Source organism: Mesorhizobium sp. Pch-S, assembly GCF_004136315.1.
In the GTDB taxonomy this organism is placed as follows: Bacteria; Pseudomonadota; Alphaproteobacteria; order Rhizobiales; family Rhizobiaceae; genus Mesorhizobium.
Genome location: NZ_CP029562.1, coordinates 948,985 through 965,325, shown reverse-complemented (window position 1 = coordinate 965,325; position 16,341 = coordinate 948,985). Strand labels below are relative to the sequence as shown.

Annotated in this window: 14 protein-coding genes; 10 read left to right on the top strand and 4 right to left on the bottom strand. The window is 63.6% G+C overall.

All coding sequences use genetic code 11. From position 1 onward, the window contains the following. Positions 1 to 266: 266 nt before the first annotated feature. From C1M53_RS04490 to C1M53_RS04455, 8 genes are all read left to right on the top strand, one after another. The gene (locus C1M53_RS04490) at positions 267 to 1,907 is read left to right on the top strand and encodes an ABC transporter substrate-binding protein (protein WP_207213117.1); all 1,641 of its coding nucleotides are present in this window, start codon (positions 267 to 269) and stop codon (positions 1,905 to 1,907) included. A gap of 3 nt (positions 1,908 to 1,910) precedes the next feature. Then, the gene (locus C1M53_RS04485; RefSeq protein WP_129411144.1) at positions 1,911 to 2,987 is read left to right on the top strand and encodes an ABC transporter permease; all 1,077 of its coding nucleotides are present in this window, start codon (positions 1,911 to 1,913) and stop codon (positions 2,985 to 2,987) included. 92 nt (positions 2,988 to 3,079) lie between these two features. After that, complete coding sequence (locus C1M53_RS04480; protein WP_129411143.1) at positions 3,080 to 4,006, top strand: ABC transporter permease; 927 nt, start codon at positions 3,080 to 3,082, stop codon at positions 4,004 to 4,006. Next, the gene (locus tag C1M53_RS04475; RefSeq protein ID WP_129411142.1) at positions 4,003 to 4,848 is read left to right on the top strand and encodes an ABC transporter ATP-binding protein; all 846 of its coding nucleotides are present in this window, start codon (positions 4,003 to 4,005) and stop codon (positions 4,846 to 4,848) included. The genes C1M53_RS04480 and C1M53_RS04475 overlap by 4 nt, the downstream gene beginning before the upstream one ends. Further along, on the top strand, positions 4,845 to 5,699 hold the full coding sequence (locus C1M53_RS04470) for an ABC transporter ATP-binding protein (protein WP_129411141.1): 855 nt from the start codon (positions 4,845 to 4,847) through the stop codon (positions 5,697 to 5,699). The genes C1M53_RS04475 and C1M53_RS04470 overlap by 4 nt, the downstream gene beginning before the upstream one ends. Positions 5,700 to 5,730: 31 nt before the next feature. Continuing rightward, positions 5,731 to 6,747 (top strand): porin, encoded by a 1,017-nt coding sequence (locus C1M53_RS04465; RefSeq protein WP_165358042.1) that lies wholly within the window; start codon positions 5,731 to 5,733, stop codon positions 6,745 to 6,747. 100 nt (positions 6,748 to 6,847) lie between these two features. Further along, positions 6,848 to 8,020, top strand: coding sequence for a serine hydrolase domain-containing protein (locus tag C1M53_RS04460; protein WP_245488445.1), 1,173 nt, complete (start codon positions 6,848 to 6,850; stop codon positions 8,018 to 8,020). 89 nt (positions 8,021 to 8,109) lie between these two features. Continuing rightward, the gene (locus C1M53_RS04455) at positions 8,110 to 9,165 is read left to right on the top strand and encodes a dipeptidase (protein ID WP_129411139.1); all 1,056 of its coding nucleotides are present in this window, start codon (positions 8,110 to 8,112) and stop codon (positions 9,163 to 9,165) included. Here C1M53_RS04455 and C1M53_RS04450 read toward each other — a convergent pair. From C1M53_RS04450 to C1M53_RS04435, 4 genes are all read right to left on the bottom strand, one after another. After that, the gene (locus C1M53_RS04450) at positions 9,162 to 10,262 is read right to left on the bottom strand and encodes an alcohol dehydrogenase family protein (RefSeq protein ID WP_129411138.1); all 1,101 of its coding nucleotides are present in this window, start codon (positions 10,260 to 10,262) and stop codon (positions 9,162 to 9,164) included. The genes C1M53_RS04455 and C1M53_RS04450 overlap by 4 nt on opposite strands. A 9-nt stretch (positions 10,263 to 10,271) precedes the next feature. After that, entirely contained in the window at positions 10,272 to 11,651 is a 1,380-nt protein-coding gene (locus C1M53_RS04445; protein WP_129411137.1) for an aspartate aminotransferase family protein, read from the bottom strand. Between the two features lie 29 nt (positions 11,652 to 11,680). Continuing rightward, positions 11,681 to 13,174 carry an NAD-dependent succinate-semialdehyde dehydrogenase gene (locus tag C1M53_RS04440; RefSeq protein ID WP_129411136.1) on the bottom strand — a complete coding sequence of 498 codons (1,494 nt, stop codon included), beginning with the start codon at positions 13,172 to 13,174 and terminating at the stop codon, positions 11,681 to 11,683. A gap of 123 nt (positions 13,175 to 13,297) precedes the next feature. After that, the gene (locus tag C1M53_RS04435) at positions 13,298 to 13,786 is read right to left on the bottom strand and encodes an Lrp/AsnC family transcriptional regulator (RefSeq protein ID WP_129411135.1); all 489 of its coding nucleotides are present in this window, start codon (positions 13,784 to 13,786) and stop codon (positions 13,298 to 13,300) included. Between the two features lie 84 nt (positions 13,787 to 13,870). On the opposite strand from C1M53_RS04435, the gene C1M53_RS04430 reads away from it, so the two are divergent. After that, on the top strand, positions 13,871 to 15,256 hold the full coding sequence (locus C1M53_RS04430) for a PLP-dependent aminotransferase family protein (protein WP_129411134.1): 1,386 nt from the start codon (positions 13,871 to 13,873) through the stop codon (positions 15,254 to 15,256). Between the two features lie 268 nt (positions 15,257 to 15,524). Beyond that, positions 15,525 to 16,310, top strand: coding sequence for an ectoine/hydroxyectoine ABC transporter ATP-binding protein EhuA (gene ehuA, locus C1M53_RS04425; protein WP_129411133.1), 786 nt, complete (start codon positions 15,525 to 15,527; stop codon positions 16,308 to 16,310). Positions 16,311 to 16,341: the final 31 nt, after the last annotated feature.

Sequence of the window (16,341 nt, the reverse complement as noted above, 5' to 3'; positions counted from 1 at the left end):
GCATCACAGGGCACAATCAAGCACACACGGCAAGAACCGGCTCTGTTTCAACCGCAAAAAAGCACGATTGACACCGGGAAAAGTATATACATAATGTTTATTGTCCACTGAACAAAAACGTTCGGGACAAGGGTTGCCGAAATCGGTCCGGCTGCTTGGGAGCAGCCGTCGCTGGAGGTGTGCCTGCCGGGTGGAGGCTCGGTTCAGACGGATATCAAAGCCGCGCCCGGGGTGGGGAACTCCGGCAATCAAGGGAAGAGATCATGATGATGGAAAAGATCGCCTGTCGTTCGCGTCGCCTGCTCGCGGGCGCAGCGATGTCTGCACTGCTGATGGGGGTGGTTCCGGCGTTCGCGGCGACGCCTGCCGATACGCTGGTCGAAGCCTATGCCCTTGACGAGATGATCACCATGGATCCGGGCGAGGCGTTCGAATTGTCGACTGCCGAGGTCAACGCCAATATCTACGATCTGCTCGTGCGTTTCGACCTGGCCGACACCACCAAGGTGACGAGCGATCTGGCGGAAAGCTGGACTGTCTCCGACGACAGGCTGACTTACACCTTCAAGCTGAAGCCCAACCTGAAATTCGCCTCCGGCAACCCGCTCACCGCCGAGGACGTGGCTTATTCCTTCGAGCGCGTCATCAAGCTCGACAAGAGCCCGGCCTTCATCCTTGGCCAGTTCGGACTGACCGGTGACAACGTTGGCGAAAAGGCGAAGGCGGCGGATGCCTCGACCTTCGTCTTCACCGTCGACAAGCCCTATGCGCCGAGCTTCGTGCTGAACTGCCTGGCGTCGAGCGTCGGCGCCGTGGTCGACAGGAAACTGGTATCCGAAAACGCCAAGGCGATGACGCCGGGCGACGACTACAAATACGACAATGATTTCGGCAATGACTGGCTGAAGACACATTCGGCGGGTTCCGGTCGCTTCAAGCTGCGCGAATGGCGCGCCAGCGAGGCGGTCGTCATGGATCGCAACGACAATTATTGGGGCGAGAAGGCCAGGCTCGCGCGCGTCATCTATCGCCACATGAAGGAAAGCTCCGCCCAGCGGCTGGCGCTCGAGGCTGGCGACATCGACATTGCCCGCAACCTCGAGCCGAACGATCTCGAGGCTGTGGCCAGGAAGGAAGACATTGCGCTGACCAGCGCGCCGAAGGGCACGGTCTATTACATCAGCCTCAACCAGAAGAACCCGAACCTGGCCAAGCCGGAGGTGCGGCAGGCCTTCAAATATCTGATCGACTACAGCGCCATCGGCGACACGCTGATCAAGGGCATCGGCAATGTCCACCAGACCTTCCTGCCCAAAGGCGTGCTGGGCGAGCTGGATGAGACACCATTCAAGCTGGACGTCGCCAAGGCCAGGGAGTTGCTTGAGAAGGCTGGCCTGAAGGACGGCTTCTCCGTCACCATGGACACGCGCAACAGCCAGCCGGTGACGGGCATTGCCGAGGCCGTGCAGCAGACGGCGGCCGAAGCCGGGATCAAGATCGAGATCATTCCCGGTGACGACAAGCAGACGCTGACCAAATACCGCGCCCGCAACCATGACATCTATATCGGACAATGGGGCCAGGACTATTTCGATCCCAACTCCAATGCCCAGACCTTTGCATCCAATCCCAACAACGCCGATGACAGCAACAATCAGACGCTGGCCTGGCGCAATGCCTGGGACGTGCCGGAGCTGACCAAGGAAACGGAAGCAGCACTTCTGGAGAGCGATCCCGCCAAGCGTGTCGAGATGTACCGGCACCTGCAGAAGGAAGTGCTCGAGAACAGCCCGTTCGCGATCATCTACCAGCAGACCGAGGTCGCCGGCCTGCGCAAGAACGTGCAGGGCTTCAAGCTGGGGCCCAGCCCCGACACCAATTTCGCCGGCGCCGTCACAAAGGAATAACCGATGGCAACCCGTGGCTTGAGTGCAGCCGAAGCGCGAGCAGAGGCTGACGGCACCCGTGCGTTCGCGCTTCTGGCGCCTGTCGCCCGCTTCCTGGTCATTGCCGTCATGACCTATCTCGGCCTTCTGGCGGTGACCTTCTTCATCGGCCGCGTCATGCCGATCGACCCGGTGCTGGCAATCGTCGGCGATCGTGCCCCGGCCAGCGTCGTCGAACGGACGCGGCGCGAAATGGGTTTCGACCTGCCGCTGATCCAGCAATTCTACATCTACATCAAGGGTGTGCTTGCCGGTGACTTCGGCAGGTCCGTACTGACCTCCAATGCGGTCATGGACGATATCCGCCGCGTCTTCCCGGCCACCATCGAACTGGCGACGATCGGCACGCTCATCGGTGCGGTCATCGGCGTCCCGCTCGGCGTGCTCGCCGCGGTCCGGCGTGGCAGCCTGGTCGATCAGGTGGTGCGTGTCATCGGGCTGATCGGCTATTCGGTGCCGATCTTCTGGCTCGGCCTGCTGTCGCTGGTGCTGTTCTACGCCAAGCTGCGCTGGGCGGCGTTCCCCGGCCGTCTCGACATCGCCTACGAATATTCCTTCACCCCGACCACCGGCTTCTACCTGCTGGATTCGGCCATGCAGGGGCAGTGGGATGTGTTTTGGGACGTCATGCGGCACATCTTCCTGCCGGCCGCGCTGCTCGGCTATTTCTCGCTGGCCTATATCAGCGGCCTGACACGCTCCTTCATGCTGAACGAGCTCAGCCAGGAATATGTGATTGCCGCACGGGCCAAGGGCGTCTCGGAAACGCGTATCATCTGGGGGCATGCGCTGCGCAACGCCGCCGTGCCGCTGGTGACGGTGATCGCGCTGTCCTACGCCGGATTGCTGGAGGGTTCGGTGCTGACCGAGACGGTGTTCTCCTGGCCGGGTATCGGGCTCTACATCACCAACTCGCTGCAGAATGCGGACATGAACGCGGTACTTGGCGGCACCGTCGTCATCGGCTCGGTGTTCATCGCCATCAACCTGATTTCGGACCAGCTCTACCGGCTGCTCGATCCAAGAACCAAGGCGCAGTGAGCCGACCGGCCGCTGCCCGCCACTTCCACAGCTGATTTCGGACCGCGACGAGGAGAAGAACCCGTGCACGCCATCCATTGGACCTGTCTGCCATGAACACGGCGCAATCATCGGTGCTTTCCCGTCGCGAGTGGCTGCTTTCGGATCAGCCCGCCTCGCGCTGGCAAGCCAGGCTTGGCCGCGCCTATGCGACCTGGCGGCGCTTTGTCGCCAACAAGCCGGGCATGCTGGGGCTTTTCATCATCCTGGCGCTGGTCTTCGTCGCGGCTTTCGCGAATTACCTGACGGCCTATTCGCCGGTGGTGGGTGATCTCAAGACCGCTCGCCTGCTGCCACCTTCCGCAGGGCATTGGCTGGGCACCGACGATCAGGGGCGCGATATCTATTCGCGCATCCTCTACGGCTCGCGCCTCACACTGTTCGTCGTGGTTCTGGTCGCTGTCATTTCGGCGCCCGTCGGTCTGCTGGTCGGTGCGGTGGCGGGTTACGCCGGTGGCTGGACCGACGCGATCCTGATGCGCATCACCGACATCTTCCTGGCCTTCCCGAAGCTGATCCTGGCGCTGGCCTTCGTGGCGGCGCTCGGACCCGGCATCGAGAACGCCATCATCGCCATCGCCATCACCTCATGGCCGCCCTATGCCCGCATCGCCCGCGCCGAGACGCTGATGGTGCGTGGCTCGGACTACATCAAGGCGGTGCAATTGATGGGCGCATCGCCTGTCCGGGTGGTGCTGCGCCATATCCTGCCGATGTGTACGTCCTCGCTGATCGTGCGCGTCACCCTGGACATGGCAGGCATCATCCTGACGGCAGCCGGCCTGGGTTTTGTCGGGTTGGGCGCGCAGCCGCCCCTGCCGGAATGGGGCGCAATGATCGCATCGGGTCGTCGTTTCATCCTCGACCAATGGTGGGTGGCTGCCATGCCCGGCATGGCCATCCTCATCGTCAGCCTCGGCTTCAACCTGCTCGGCGACGGCCTGCGCGATGCGCTCGATCCAAGGAGCTCGGGCCAATGAGTGCTCTTGAGAAGAACCTGCTCGAGGTCGACAACCTCAAGGTCCGCTTTCCCACCCGCACCGGTATCATCGAAGCGGTGCGCGGCGTCTCCTTCTCGGTAGGACGCGAACGCCTCGGCATCGTCGGAGAATCCGGCTCCGGCAAGTCCCAGACCGGCCGCGCCATCATGGGCCTCACCGATCCGAGGGCCGAGGTCAGCGCCGACAGGCTGCAGTTCGACGGCATCGATCTGCTGTCGCTGCCGGCCCGCGAGCGCAGGGCGCTGCGCGGCAAGCGCGTCGCCATGATCCTGCAGGATCCGAAGTACTCGCTCGATCCCGTCATCAGCATCGGCCGCCAGATCGTCGAGACCCTGCGCACCCACGAGAAGGTCTCGAAGGCCGAGGCAAGGGAACGTGCCCTCGACATGCTGGCAGCCGTGCAGATCCGCGATCCGAAGCGTGTCTTCGATCTCTACCCGCATGAAGTCTCGGGCGGCATGGGCCAGCGCGCCATGATCGCCATGATGCTGATTGCCGATCCGGAGCTGCTGATCGCCGACGAGCCGACCTCGGCGCTCGACGTGACGGTGCAGCTCGATGTGCTGGCCATCCTCGACCGGCTGGTGGCGGAGCGTGGCATGGGCCTGATCTTCATCTCGCATGATCTGCGGCTCGTCTCCTCCTTCTGCGACCGTGTCGTGGTCATGTATGCCGGCAAGGTGGTGGAACAGCTGCCGGCCTCGGAGCTGGCCAACGCAAAACATCCCTACACACAAGGCCTGCTCGACTGCATGCCCAAGATCGGCAACGACCGGCATCCGCTGCCGGTGCTGGCACGCAAGGCGGAGTGGGCGGCATGACGGCGGCACTTCAGGCAGACAGGGTCGAGGTCGTCTTCGATCACTTCAGGGCGCTCAAGGGCGTCAGTGTCGCGGTGCAGCCGGGTGAATCCTTCGGGCTGGTCGGCGAATCCGGCTCCGGCAAGTCGACGCTGCTGCGCGCCATTGCCGGCCTTGCCCCGGTTGCCTCGGGCAGCATCAGCGTCAACGGCAAGCCACTCGGTCGTAAACGAGACAAGGCCTTCTACCGCCAGGTGCAGATGGTGTTCCAGGACCCTTATGGTTCGCTGCATCCACGCCAGACGGTGGACCGGCTGCTGCAGGAGCCGCTAGCCATCCATGGCATCGGTGACAGCGAGACCCGCATCCGGCGTGCGCTGGAGGAGGTTGGCCTGAGCTCCGGCTTCCGCTTCCGCTATTCGCACCAGCTGTCTGGCGGGCAACGCCAGCGTGTGGCGATCGCGCGAGCCCTGATCCTGGAACCGTCGATCCTGCTGCTCGACGAGCCGACCTCGGCACTCGATGCCTCGGTGCAGGCGGAGGTGCTGAACCTGCTCGAAGAGGTGCGGCGCGACCGCAAGCTGACCTACCTCATGGTCAGCCACGATCTCGCCGTCATCAACCACATGTGCGAGCGCCTCATGGTGATGCAGAACGGCGAGGCGGTCGAACAGCTCGCCGCAACCGACCTCGTCTCCCACACCGTCACTCAGGACTACACAAGACGCCTGCTCAAGGCCTCCGAAGGCTTCGTCAGGGCGACGAGGGATGCCGAACTTTCGAGACTTCAAACAAAGCCAATGAAAAACCAACAGAGGGAAGACAATGAAATCTGGTCTGGTTCTGGGGGGCTTGAGCGCACTCCTGTTTGAAATCCCACAACCCGCCGCAGCGGAAACGGAGATGATGTCCGATCCCGAGCCGGCCCAATACCTCCGCGCCTGCGACGTCATGGGCGCGGGGTTCGTCCAGCTCCCGCAAAGCGACGTCTGCCTGAAGATCGGCGGCTATGTCAGCTACGAAATCTCTGCCGGTGCCGACGTCTACACCGGCGAACGCAAGAAAAGCTGGGGCCAGCATACCAAGGCCAAGCTGAATGCCGATGCCCGATCGGAAACCGAACTGGGAAGCCTGAACACATTTTTCGAGATCGAGCAGAACTTCACCGACGGCACCAATGAAGGCGCAAGCTTTTCCGCGGCGACGATCGAGCTGGGCGGGCTGCTGATCGGCGCATCGGACTCGCAGTTCGATGTCTGGCTGGGATCGGCCGGCAATGTTTCGAGTGACGACGTCATTCCCTATGCCGGCGGCATGACCAATCAGGTCAGCTATACGGCGCGGCTCGGTGACGGGCTTTCCGCCATGTTCGGAGCGGAGCAGGGCGCGAGCGCCGACAAGAACAGCGAGGAGGGAGAGGTTGAGGACGAAGAGGAGGGCGAGGGACCCGAGACGCCCGATATGCAGGACCATCTGATCGATGGCTACATGCCGCATCTGGTCGGGGGGCTGAAGCTCGAAAGGCACTGGGGAGCGATCGCAACCGTCCTCGGCTACGACTCGGTGTTCCAGGAGATCGCGGCGAAGGTGCGGATGGATATCCGGTTGGGTGGCCCATTCACCGCCTTCGTCATGGGCGGCTATCAGTCCGATCCTGAAAAGCCGAACTACTATGGAGCATGGGATGGCACCTACGCTGCATGGAGCGGCCTGTCCGCCAGCCTTTCGCCGAAACTGACGCTCAACAGCCAAATCGCCTATGCGGATTCGGGAACATACGCCCTGGCGTTCAACGCCGATTACGAAGTGGTCCCGGGCCTGATCGTCACGCCCGAGCTCGACTACACGTCATTCGGCAGCAGGTCCGCGACATCCGGCGATGCGCTTGCCGGCATCCTCAGCATTCAACGCGATTTCTGATGCCGGGATCAACGCTTCATCATCGGCTGACGGGAAGCGTCAGCCGTTCCGAAACCGCGGGTCCGACCCGGAGAATGAGACCCAGACAAGGAGATTGATCATGATTTCAACGCGACGTTCATTGCTCAAGATGGGAATGGCGGGACTGTTCATGCCGCACGTGCAAATCGCTTTGGCAGACGACAAGCCGAAGCCGTCATTCGAAAGCTGGCGGCGCGACTTCGAAGCCAGCGTTCCGGATCGCATGAAGACTGCCCATGTCGTCGGTGCGTCCGTGGCCATAACGACGAAGGACAATGCCACGCGCTACACGGCAGCGTTCGGTTTCGCCGACCTCGGGAAGCAGCGCAAGCTCACCGCCGACACGCCGATGCATTTGGCGTCGGTCAGCAAGCTGTTCACCGTCTCCGCCCTGGTGCAACTGTTCGAGCGCAAGGGCTATGACCTGAACGGCGACGTCAATGATTTCATTGATTTCAAGGTCCGGAATCCTCGTCATCCGAAGCTGCCGATCACCGTGAAGCAACTTGTCACCCATACATCGAGCATCTCCGATGAGGGCTATGGTTTCGTTTCATTCCCTGGCGATCCGACCCAAAGCCTGCCGGATTTGCTGAAAGGCTATCTTGCGGAAGGCGGCAGTGCCTACTCGCCGAAATCGTTTCTCAAGGGAAAGCCCGGCACCAAGTGGGACTACAGCAATATCGCGATCGCCCTGGCGGGCTACATCGTCCAGCATGTCAGCAAGCAGGAATTCCCTGCCTATGTTGCAGCCAACGTGCTTGAGCCGCTCGGCATCCGGAACGCCCATTGGTATCTGAAGGACTTCGCGCCCGACGTTCTCGCCACGCCCTACCAGTATGAAAAGGGAGAATTCGTCGCGCTGCCGCAGCAGGGCTATCCAGACGTGCCTGCCGGCATGCTGCGTTGCTCCGCCAGCGATCTGGCAAAGGCGCTGCACGCGATGCTTGGACAGGAAACGGGTAGCAAGGCCATCCTCTCCCAGGCCGCGGTCCGCAACATGTTGCGCCGGCAGGTGGATCGCAAGATCTATCCCTATCAGGGCCTCTGCTGGACGGAAGAGGAGACCGCGACCCACAAGGCCGTCGGACACACCGGCAGCGACAACGGCGCCCTCAACATGGTCGTTCTGAGCAAGGACAAGAGCCAGGCGGTGGCCGTGCTGATGAACATCGACGGCACGGACGAAAATCGCAAGTTCCGGGCTTCGGTTGCCGATGACCTGCTCGTCGGCGCAAAGCTGGCTCGATAGGCCAGGATCGAAATCGAAGAGAGAAATTGGAAGTGCGCTGATTGTTGCCCGGCGCGCTTCCGATCCAACACGCAAAGCACAAGACAATCATGCCCGATCTCATTCCCGTCTTCGACGGTCACAACGACTCGTTGCTCAACCTGCATCTCTCGGCTGAAACCGACAAGGCGCGGCTTTTCACGCAAGGCGCGCCGGCCACCTGGCACATCGATCTGCCGCGAGCCCGCAAGGGTGGCTTCGCCGGCGGCATGTTCGCCGTCTTCGCGCCTTCGCCGGGGGAAGACGATCCCGACTTCACCGCATCGGTGCTGGGCAATGACGAACCCTTGCCGCCACCCTTGCTGATGGAGGAAGCGCGTTTGCCGACCCTTGCCATGGCGTCTATCCTGTTCAGGCTCGAGCGTGCGGGCGCTCTCGCCGTCTGCCGCAGCGCGGCCGACATCCGCGCCGCCATGGAACGCGATGTGATCGCCGCCGTCTTCCACATCGAGGGCGCCGAAGCGATCGACGCCGATTTCGTCATGCTGGATGTGCTGCACGCGGGCGGGCTGCGTTCGCTCGGTCCGGTCTGGAGTCGCCCCAACATCTTCGGCCACGGCGTGCCGTTCCGCTATCCGTCATCGCCCGACACCGGGCCGGGATTGACCGATGCCGGCAAGGCGCTGGTCCGAGCCTGCAACCAGCTGAACATCCTGGTCGACCTGTCGCATATCAACGAACAGGGATTCCGCGATGTCGCGACCATCAGCGATGCGCCACTGGTGGCGACACATTCCAACGTGCATTCGATCTGCCCGCATGCGCGCAACCTCACCGACTGGCAACTCGATGCCATCCGTGAGACGCGTGGCATGGTCGGGCTGAACTTCGCCGTGGAGTTCCTCCATCCCGATGGACCGGACGGCAAGGGTGCCGACCTCGACACCATGCTGCGCCACCTCGACGCCATGTTGCAGCGGCTGGGCGAGGACGGCGTCGGCCTGGGTTCGGATTTCGACGGCGCGCCGATCCCCGCGGAGATCGGCGACGTGTCGGGCCTGCCGCGGCTGATCGAGGCGCTCGGGCGCCACGGCTATGGAAGCGACCTCATCGAGAAGATCGCCTGGAAGAACTGGGTCGGTGTCCTGGAGCGGACGATCGGTTAGGCGCTCTCCCACATCGCGTCGGGCACGACCACCAGCTTGCCGACGAAGTCCTTGGCCATGAAGTCGGTCTGGGCGTTGTGGAAATCCGAGAGTCGGTAGACACCGCCGACCAGCGGCTTGATCTTCTTTTCCTCGATGTAGCGCACGATGCGGCGGAAGTCGGCGCGCGTGCCTTGCGAGGAGCCGTGCAACTGAAGCTGCTTCAGATACATGGTCCTGAGATCGAGCTGCACCACCGGCCCGGCGATCGCGCCGGCCGTGGTGTAGCGGCCTTCCGGTCGCAGGATGCGCAGCAGGTCGTTGAAGGCCGGGCCACCGACGAGGTCGGCCACCACATCGATCGGCTCGCCGCCGGTCGCCTCGGCAACCGCGCCGGGCAGATCGGCGACGCCACGCGTGATGACCTTCTCCGCGCCGATGTCGAGCAGCGCCTGCTCCTTGCCCTTGCCGACCACCGCATAGGGGATGGCACCGCGCGCGCGGGCCAGCTGCACGATGCCTGAGCCGACACCGCCGGAAGCACCAGTGACCAGCACACGCTCGCCGGCTTTCAGCCTGGCCCGTTCCAGCATCTGCTCGCCGGTCAGGTAGGCACAGCAGAAGGTCGCCAGCTCGACATCGGTGAGCTCGGTGTTCACCACATGCGCGTTTTCTGCCGGCACCACCTGGTATTCGGCGTAACCGCCGTCACGGCCGTGGCCCATATAGTCGATGTCGGCCAGGGAATCGTCGTCGCGGTTGTAGATGGAGAAATCCACCATCACCCGTTCGCCGAGCCGCCTGGGCGACACGCCTTCGCCGACGGCGACGATCGCCCCCACCGTGTCGGTGCCCTGGATACGCGGAAAGGTCAGGGTATTGCCCTGGCGGCGCCAGGTGGAAACGGCCGCGGCATCCTCTTCCGTACCGTAGGCGCCTTGCCGCACCCACACATCTGTGTTGTTCATGCCGCAGGCCGTCACCTTGACCAGCACTTCGCCGGTGGCGGGTTTCGGCACCCGTGCATCGGTGCGGTAGACGAGCTTTTCGAGCCCGCCATGACCGGTCAACAGCACGGCGGCCATGGCGTCGGGCAAAGGTTTGGCAATCGCGTTCATGGCCAGGCCTCAGATCTTTGAAAAGACGCTGTTCACCGCATCCGCGGTTTTCTCGACGATGGTGTCGGCCTCCTGCCTGGTCAGGCAGAGCGGTGGTGCGAAGCCGAGGATGTCGCCCTGCGGCATCGCCCGGGCGATGACGCCGCGCTCCAGCAGGGCAGCCGACACCTGCGGCCCGATCTTCTCGGAGGCGTCGAAGAAGACGCGCCCTTCGCGATCCCTGACGAATTCGACCGCCGCCAGCATGCCTTCGCCGCGCACCTCACCGACATTTTTGTGGTCGCCGAGCGCCTTTGCCAGTTGCTGGTTGAGATAGGCGCCGGTTTCGCCGGCATTCTTCACCAGCCCCATCTCGTCGATGAGCTCGAGATTGGCGACCCCGGCCGCGGCGCAGATCGGATGCGCCGAATAGGTCCAGCCATGGCCGACCGGGCCGAGCTTGTCGGAGCCTTCCACCAGCACCTTCCACATCGTGTCGCGCACGATGACGCCGGAGAGCGGCGCATAGGCCGAGGTCAATCCCTTGGCGATGGTGATGAGGTCGGGCTGCATGCCGTAATGGTCGGAGCCGAACATCGAGCCCAGCCGGCCGAAGCCGGTCACCACCTCGTCGGCGACCAGCAGGATGTCGTATTTGGCAAGCACTGCCTGGATCTTCTGCCAGTAGCCGGCCGGCGGCGGCACGATGCCGCCGGTGCCGAGCACCGGTTCGCCGATGAAGGCAGCGATCGTTTCGGGTCCTTGCGCCAGGATCAGCGCCTCGAGCTGGTCGGCGCAATATTGCGAGAACTGCTCCTGCGATTGCGAGCGGTCGGCGCGGCGATAGTAATAGGGGGCTTCCGTGTGCAGGATCGGCGCACGCGGCAGGTCGAAGGCGTTGTGGAAGCCGGCAAGGCCGGTCAGCGAACCGGTCATCACGCCCGAGCCGTGATAGCCGCGCCAGCGCGAGATGATCTTCTTCTTCTCCGGTTTGCCGCGGACGTTGTTGTAGTACCAGATCAGCTTGATGTTGGTTTCGTTGGCGTCGGAGCCCGACAGGCCGAAATAGACGCGCGACATGCCCTGCGGCGCCCGGTCGATGATCATCTTGGCAAGCTTGATCGAGGTCTCGGTGCCGTGGCCGACATAGGCGTGGTAGTAGGCAAGGCTCCTGGCCTGTTCAGCGATGGCATCGGCGATCTTCTGGCGGCCATAGCCGACATTGACGCAGTAGAGCCCGGCAAAGGCGTCGAGGCTCTTCCTGCCGGCCGTATCCCATACGGTCACGCCTTCGCCGCCGGCCATGACGCGGTTTGGCATTTCGCCACGCGCATGCATGCCCATATGGGTCGAGGGATGGAAGAAGTGGTCGCGATCCCAGGCGGTGAGTTCGTTGGATTGTTGCAGCATGTCGTCTCCTTTTTGTCTCAGCCGCCGGCTCACGCCAGATCGAAGCAGATGTATTTGAGGTCGGTGAAGGCCTCCAGGCCGTGGCGCGAACCCTCGCGCCCAAGGCCGGATTGTTTGACGCCGCCGAACGGGATCGGGGCACCGGTGATCTTGACCCGGTTGACGGCCACCATGCCGTAGTCCAGCGCGCTCGCCAGCCGCCGCTGGCGCGCGCCGTTTTCGGTGACGGCATAGGCGACGAGACCGTATTCGGAAGCATTGGCGCGGGCGACGACTTCGTCCTCGGCATCGAAGGGCGTGATCGCCGCCACCGGGCCGAACGTCTCCTCGCGCATGATCAGCGCGTCGTCCGAAAGATCGGCCAGCACGGTCGGCTGGTAGAACAGCGCACCCGCCGCATGACGTTCGCCGCCACACAGCAGGCGTGCGCCCTTGGCGGTGGCATCCTTCACCTGTTCGTCGACTTTCTTCACCGCCCGCTCATGCATCAGCGGGCCGATGTCGCTGTCGGCGGCGAGGCCGCCACCGACCTTCAGCGCGGAGACCTTCTCGGTGAAGGCCGCGCAGAAGCGGTCGTAGAGCTGCCGTTCGACATAGATGCGGTTGGCGGCGAGACAATCCTGTCCCGAGGTGGCGAATTTGGCGTCGACGGCGATCTTCACCGCCTTGTCGAGGTCGGCATCGGCAAAGACGATCAGCGGTGCATGCCCGCCCAGTTCCATGATCAGGCGCTTCATCGTCGGTGCGCATTGCGCGGCGATCAGCCGGCCGATCTCGGTCGAGCCGGTGAAGCTCATCGCCCGGACACGTGCATCGGCGCAGAGCTGTCCGACGATGGTGGCGGCATCGCCGGTGACCACGTTGAACACACCGGCCGGCAGGCCGGCACGCTCGCCGAGTTCGGCAAGCGCAAGCGCCGAGAGCGGGGTTTCCGAGGAAGGATGGGCAACGATGGTGCAGCCGGCGGCAAGCGCTGCCGCCGCCTTGCGCGTCAGCATGGCGGAAGGGAAATTCCACGGTGTCACTACGCCGACGACACCGAGCGCCTCGCGCCGCACGGCCATTTCGGCGCCGGGCAGGTGGCTGGTGACGGTCTCCACGTTCAGCCGTTTCGCGTCCTCGGCGTACCATTCGACGAAGGAGGCCGCATAATCGATCTCGCCCAGCGATTCCTGCAGCGGCTTGCCCTGCTCAAGCGTCATCAGCAAAGCGAGATCATCCTTGGCTGCCATGATCAGTTCGAACCATTTGCGCAGGACGGCCGAACGCTGCTGCGGCAGCAGTGCCTTCCAGCCGGGCAGGGCGCGGGCCGCGGCATCGATTGCCTGGCCGGTCTGCCTGGCATCGAGGGCGGCCACCCAGGCCAGGCTTGCGCCGGTGGCCGGATCGGTCACCTCGAAACCGGCGGCGATGTCGCTCGCGGTCCAATGGCCGTCGACATAGGCGTGTTCGCGGTAAAGCCGCCGGTCGGTCAGGCCGTCGAGCGCTTCATGGCGCTGATGCGGGGCGAAATGGGCGGACATGACAGGGCCTCCGTGTCGGATGCCTGCAGTCTAGGGACAGCGATGCGAGAGAAAGACCATTCCGCATGCGGCTGGCAGAGAAAATCTCTCTTCTGGCGGGATGGAAGAGAGATTCAGCGACCCTCAGTTGCCTGCAAGCAGCTCCGGCAAGGGCAGTGCGACCTCGTCCTTCACCGTCTTGATGACGATGTAGGTGAAGTAGCGGTCGATGCCGAGTTCGCGCTCCAGCAGTGCGTCGACCAGGCGTTGGTACGCGTCGATATCGGCGGTCATCACCTTGAGCAGGTAGTCGACGCCGCCGCCGACCGACCAGCAGGCGACGATCTCGGGAATGTCGCGGATGGCGCGCTCGAAACGCTCGAAGTCGGCCTGCCTGTGCGCCCCCAGCGTCACTTCCATCAGCACCGTGGCGATGGGGGCGATGGCGCGCATGGCAATGCGGGCGTGATAGCCAGAGACGATGCCGGCCTTCTCCAGTTTCGCCAGCCGCATCCAGCACGGCGTCGGCGACAATCCCACCTGCTCGGCCAGCGCCAGCTTGGTGATGCGCCCGTCGCGCTGGATGGCGTCGAGGATCTTCAGATCGATGGCGTCGAGTTTCAGTCCGGTCATATGCGTCGCTTTTCCTGTCGCCAACACCATGCAGGCGCATGATTCCGATTGTCAATTGCACTGATTTCGATCTCTAATGAAGTCATGACATTGTGGCGTCCCGATCCGGCGTTGATCCGCCGTCCTGCCTATCTATCGCTGGCCGACCAGTTCGCGCGCGCCATCCATGACGGCCGGCTGGCAAATGGCGAACGCCTGCCGACGCATCGGGCGCTGGCGGATGAGCTGAAACTGTCGGTGCAGACGGTCAGCCGCGCCTATGAGGAGTTGATCCGGCGTGGGCTCATCGCCGGCGAAATCGGCCGAGGCTCCTTCGTGCAGACGCAGCGCCGCGAGCCGGATCCGCCCTATCTGCCCGAGCGGCCGGGCGAGGTGATTGACCTGTCGATCCTGAAGCCGGTCTGCGAGCCGATGCATCTGGAGAAGCTGAAGCAGGCGCTCGGTTGGCTGGCCGAGACACTTCCGGCCAGCTCGGCGCTGTCGTTCCGGCCGAACATGGTTTTCCCGCGTCACCGCGCGGTGGCCGCGGAATGGCTGAAGCTGTGCGGACTGGATGCTTCGCCGCAGAACATCACCCTCACCAACGGCGCGACCGCCGGCATGACGGTGGCGCTGATGAGCGTGGCGCCGCCCGGTTCCACCGTGGTGACCGAGGCGATCGGCCATCACACGCTGGTGCCGCTGGCGCGCTATCTCGGCTTTCACCTGGAAGGCCTGCCGATCGATGACCATGGCATCGTGCCCGAGGCGCTCGACCAGGCCTGCCAGCTTTCAGACATCCGTGCCGTCTTCGTACAGCCGTCGGTGATCAACCCGACCGCCACCCTGATGGGCAGTGTCCGACGCTCGCAGATCGCCGAGGTGGCGCGCAAGCACGACATCGCCATCATCGAAAACGATGTTCTCGGCCCGCTGCTGGAGGATCGTCCGCCGCCGGTCGCCCATTTCGCGCCGGAACGCACGCTGTACGTCACGTCGTTCTCCAAGATCACCGTGCCCGGCCTGCGCATCGGCTACCTCGCTGCGCCCGACCGCTATGTGGCGGCGGTGGCCAACCGGCACCTGGTGTCGAACTGGATGGCGACGCCCATGGTGGCCGAGATCGCCAGCAAATGGGTGGCGGACGGCACCGCCATGGAACTGGTGCGCTGGCAGCGTTCTGCCGTGCGCCGGCGCCATGACATCGCCGCGGAGACCCTGGCCGGGGTGACGTTCCACGCCCATGCCGACGGACTGCACCTGTGGCTGCCGTTGCCGGAGGATCGGGCGGAGGAGGGGTTCGTGGCGCAGGCGCGGCTGCAGGGCGTGGCGATCGCGCCGGGCGCATCGTTCCGAATTTCCGAAGCCCCCTGGCATCCGGCGGTGCGCATCTCGATCGGGTCGACCACCGAGAGCGAACTGCGCACCGGCCTTGGCGTCGTCACGCGCCTGCTGCTCGGCGATCCCGAGCATCTTCTCCTCGCGATCTGACCTTCGCAAAATCTCGCGACTAGGTACCGGCGTTTCTCGACGACGCTCGGTGTTCCATAATGGAACAGGCGAGTTTAGAAAAATTGTCATGAGATTATTTTGTCAATTGACATGATTTTGTTGCTTCCCCATCGTTAGAGCAATTCCAGCAAAAACGCGCAGCGGTCTTGCGTCCGGGATTGCGTGGAAGAGTTAGAGCGTTTCCGCGTTTCCGTGAAAAACGCAAACGCTCCGGGAAAGAAGAGTTCTCCAACACGGGGATAGACGATTGGCCGCGCCCATCATCAAGATCGACGCGATTTCGAAGAGCTTCGGTGCCTTCAAGGTGCTGGACGGGCTGTCGATGCAGGTGATGCCCGGCGAGAAGCTGGCGCTTATCGGCCCGTCGGGCTCCGGCAAGACCACGATCCTGCGTATCCTGATGACGCTCGAGCGCATCGATGGCGGCCACATCGAGGTCGAAGGCGAGCAGCTCTACCACATGGAGCGCGAGGGCTCCCTGGTGCCGGCGAGCGAACGGCATCTCGCCAGGATGCGCCAGAAGATCGGCATGGTCTTCCAGCTCTTCAACCTGTTTCCCCACAAATGCGTGCTCGACAACGTCACCCTGGCACCGATGCTGACCAAGGGCATGCCGCGTGCCGCCGCCGAGAAGCGGGCGATGGAACTGCTCGACATGGTCGGCCTGGCCGACAAGGCCAAGGCGATGCCGGCACAACTGTCGGGAGGCCAGAAGCAGCGTGTGGCGATCGCCCGCGCGCTCGCTTTGTCGCCCAGGATCATGCTCTTCGACGAGGTCACCTCGGCGCTCGATCCCGAACTGGTCGGCGAGGTGCTGAACGTCATGCGCAAGCTCGCCGCCGAGACGGACATGACCATGCTTCTGGTCACCCACGAAATGGGTTTTGCCCACGACTTTGCCGACCGGGTGCTGTTCTTCGACCGCGGCAAGATCGTGGAGGAGGGCAAGCCCGACGACATTTTCCGCCATCCCAAGCAAGAGCGCACGCAGAGCTTCCTGAAGAAGATCATTGCGGCCGGTCATCGCGTCTGATCGGCGGCGGAAAGCGAATGGTTGCCGCGTA

Coding starts and splice junctions, on each gene's coding strand:
- C1M53_RS04490 (WP_207213117.1), top strand. CDS start 267: ATGATGGAAAAGATCGCCTGTCGTTCGCGTCGCCTGCTCGCGGGCGCA.
- C1M53_RS04485 (WP_129411144.1), top strand. CDS start 1,911: ATGGCAACCCGTGGCTTGAGTGCAGCCGAAGCGCGAGCAGAGGCTGAC.
- C1M53_RS04480 (WP_129411143.1), top strand. CDS start 3,080: ATGAACACGGCGCAATCATCGGTGCTTTCCCGTCGCGAGTGGCTGCTT.
- C1M53_RS04475 (WP_129411142.1), top strand. CDS start 4,003: ATGAGTGCTCTTGAGAAGAACCTGCTCGAGGTCGACAACCTCAAGGTC.
- C1M53_RS04470 (WP_129411141.1), top strand. CDS start 4,845: ATGACGGCGGCACTTCAGGCAGACAGGGTCGAGGTCGTCTTCGATCAC.
- C1M53_RS04465 (WP_165358042.1), top strand. CDS start 5,731: ATGATGTCCGATCCCGAGCCGGCCCAATACCTCCGCGCCTGCGACGTC.
- C1M53_RS04460 (WP_245488445.1), top strand. CDS start 6,848: ATGATTTCAACGCGACGTTCATTGCTCAAGATGGGAATGGCGGGACTG.
- C1M53_RS04455 (WP_129411139.1), top strand. CDS start 8,110: ATGCCCGATCTCATTCCCGTCTTCGACGGTCACAACGACTCGTTGCTC.
- C1M53_RS04450 (WP_129411138.1), bottom strand. CDS start 10,262: ATGAACGCGATTGCCAAACCTTTGCCCGACGCCATGGCCGCCGTGCTG.
- C1M53_RS04445 (WP_129411137.1), bottom strand. CDS start 11,651: ATGCTGCAACAATCCAACGAACTCACCGCCTGGGATCGCGACCACTTC.
- C1M53_RS04440 (WP_129411136.1), bottom strand. CDS start 13,174: ATGTCCGCCCATTTCGCCCCGCATCAGCGCCATGAAGCGCTCGACGGC.
- C1M53_RS04435 (WP_129411135.1), bottom strand. CDS start 13,786: ATGACCGGACTGAAACTCGACGCCATCGATCTGAAGATCCTCGACGCC.
- C1M53_RS04430 (WP_129411134.1), top strand. CDS start 13,871: ATGACATTGTGGCGTCCCGATCCGGCGTTGATCCGCCGTCCTGCCTAT.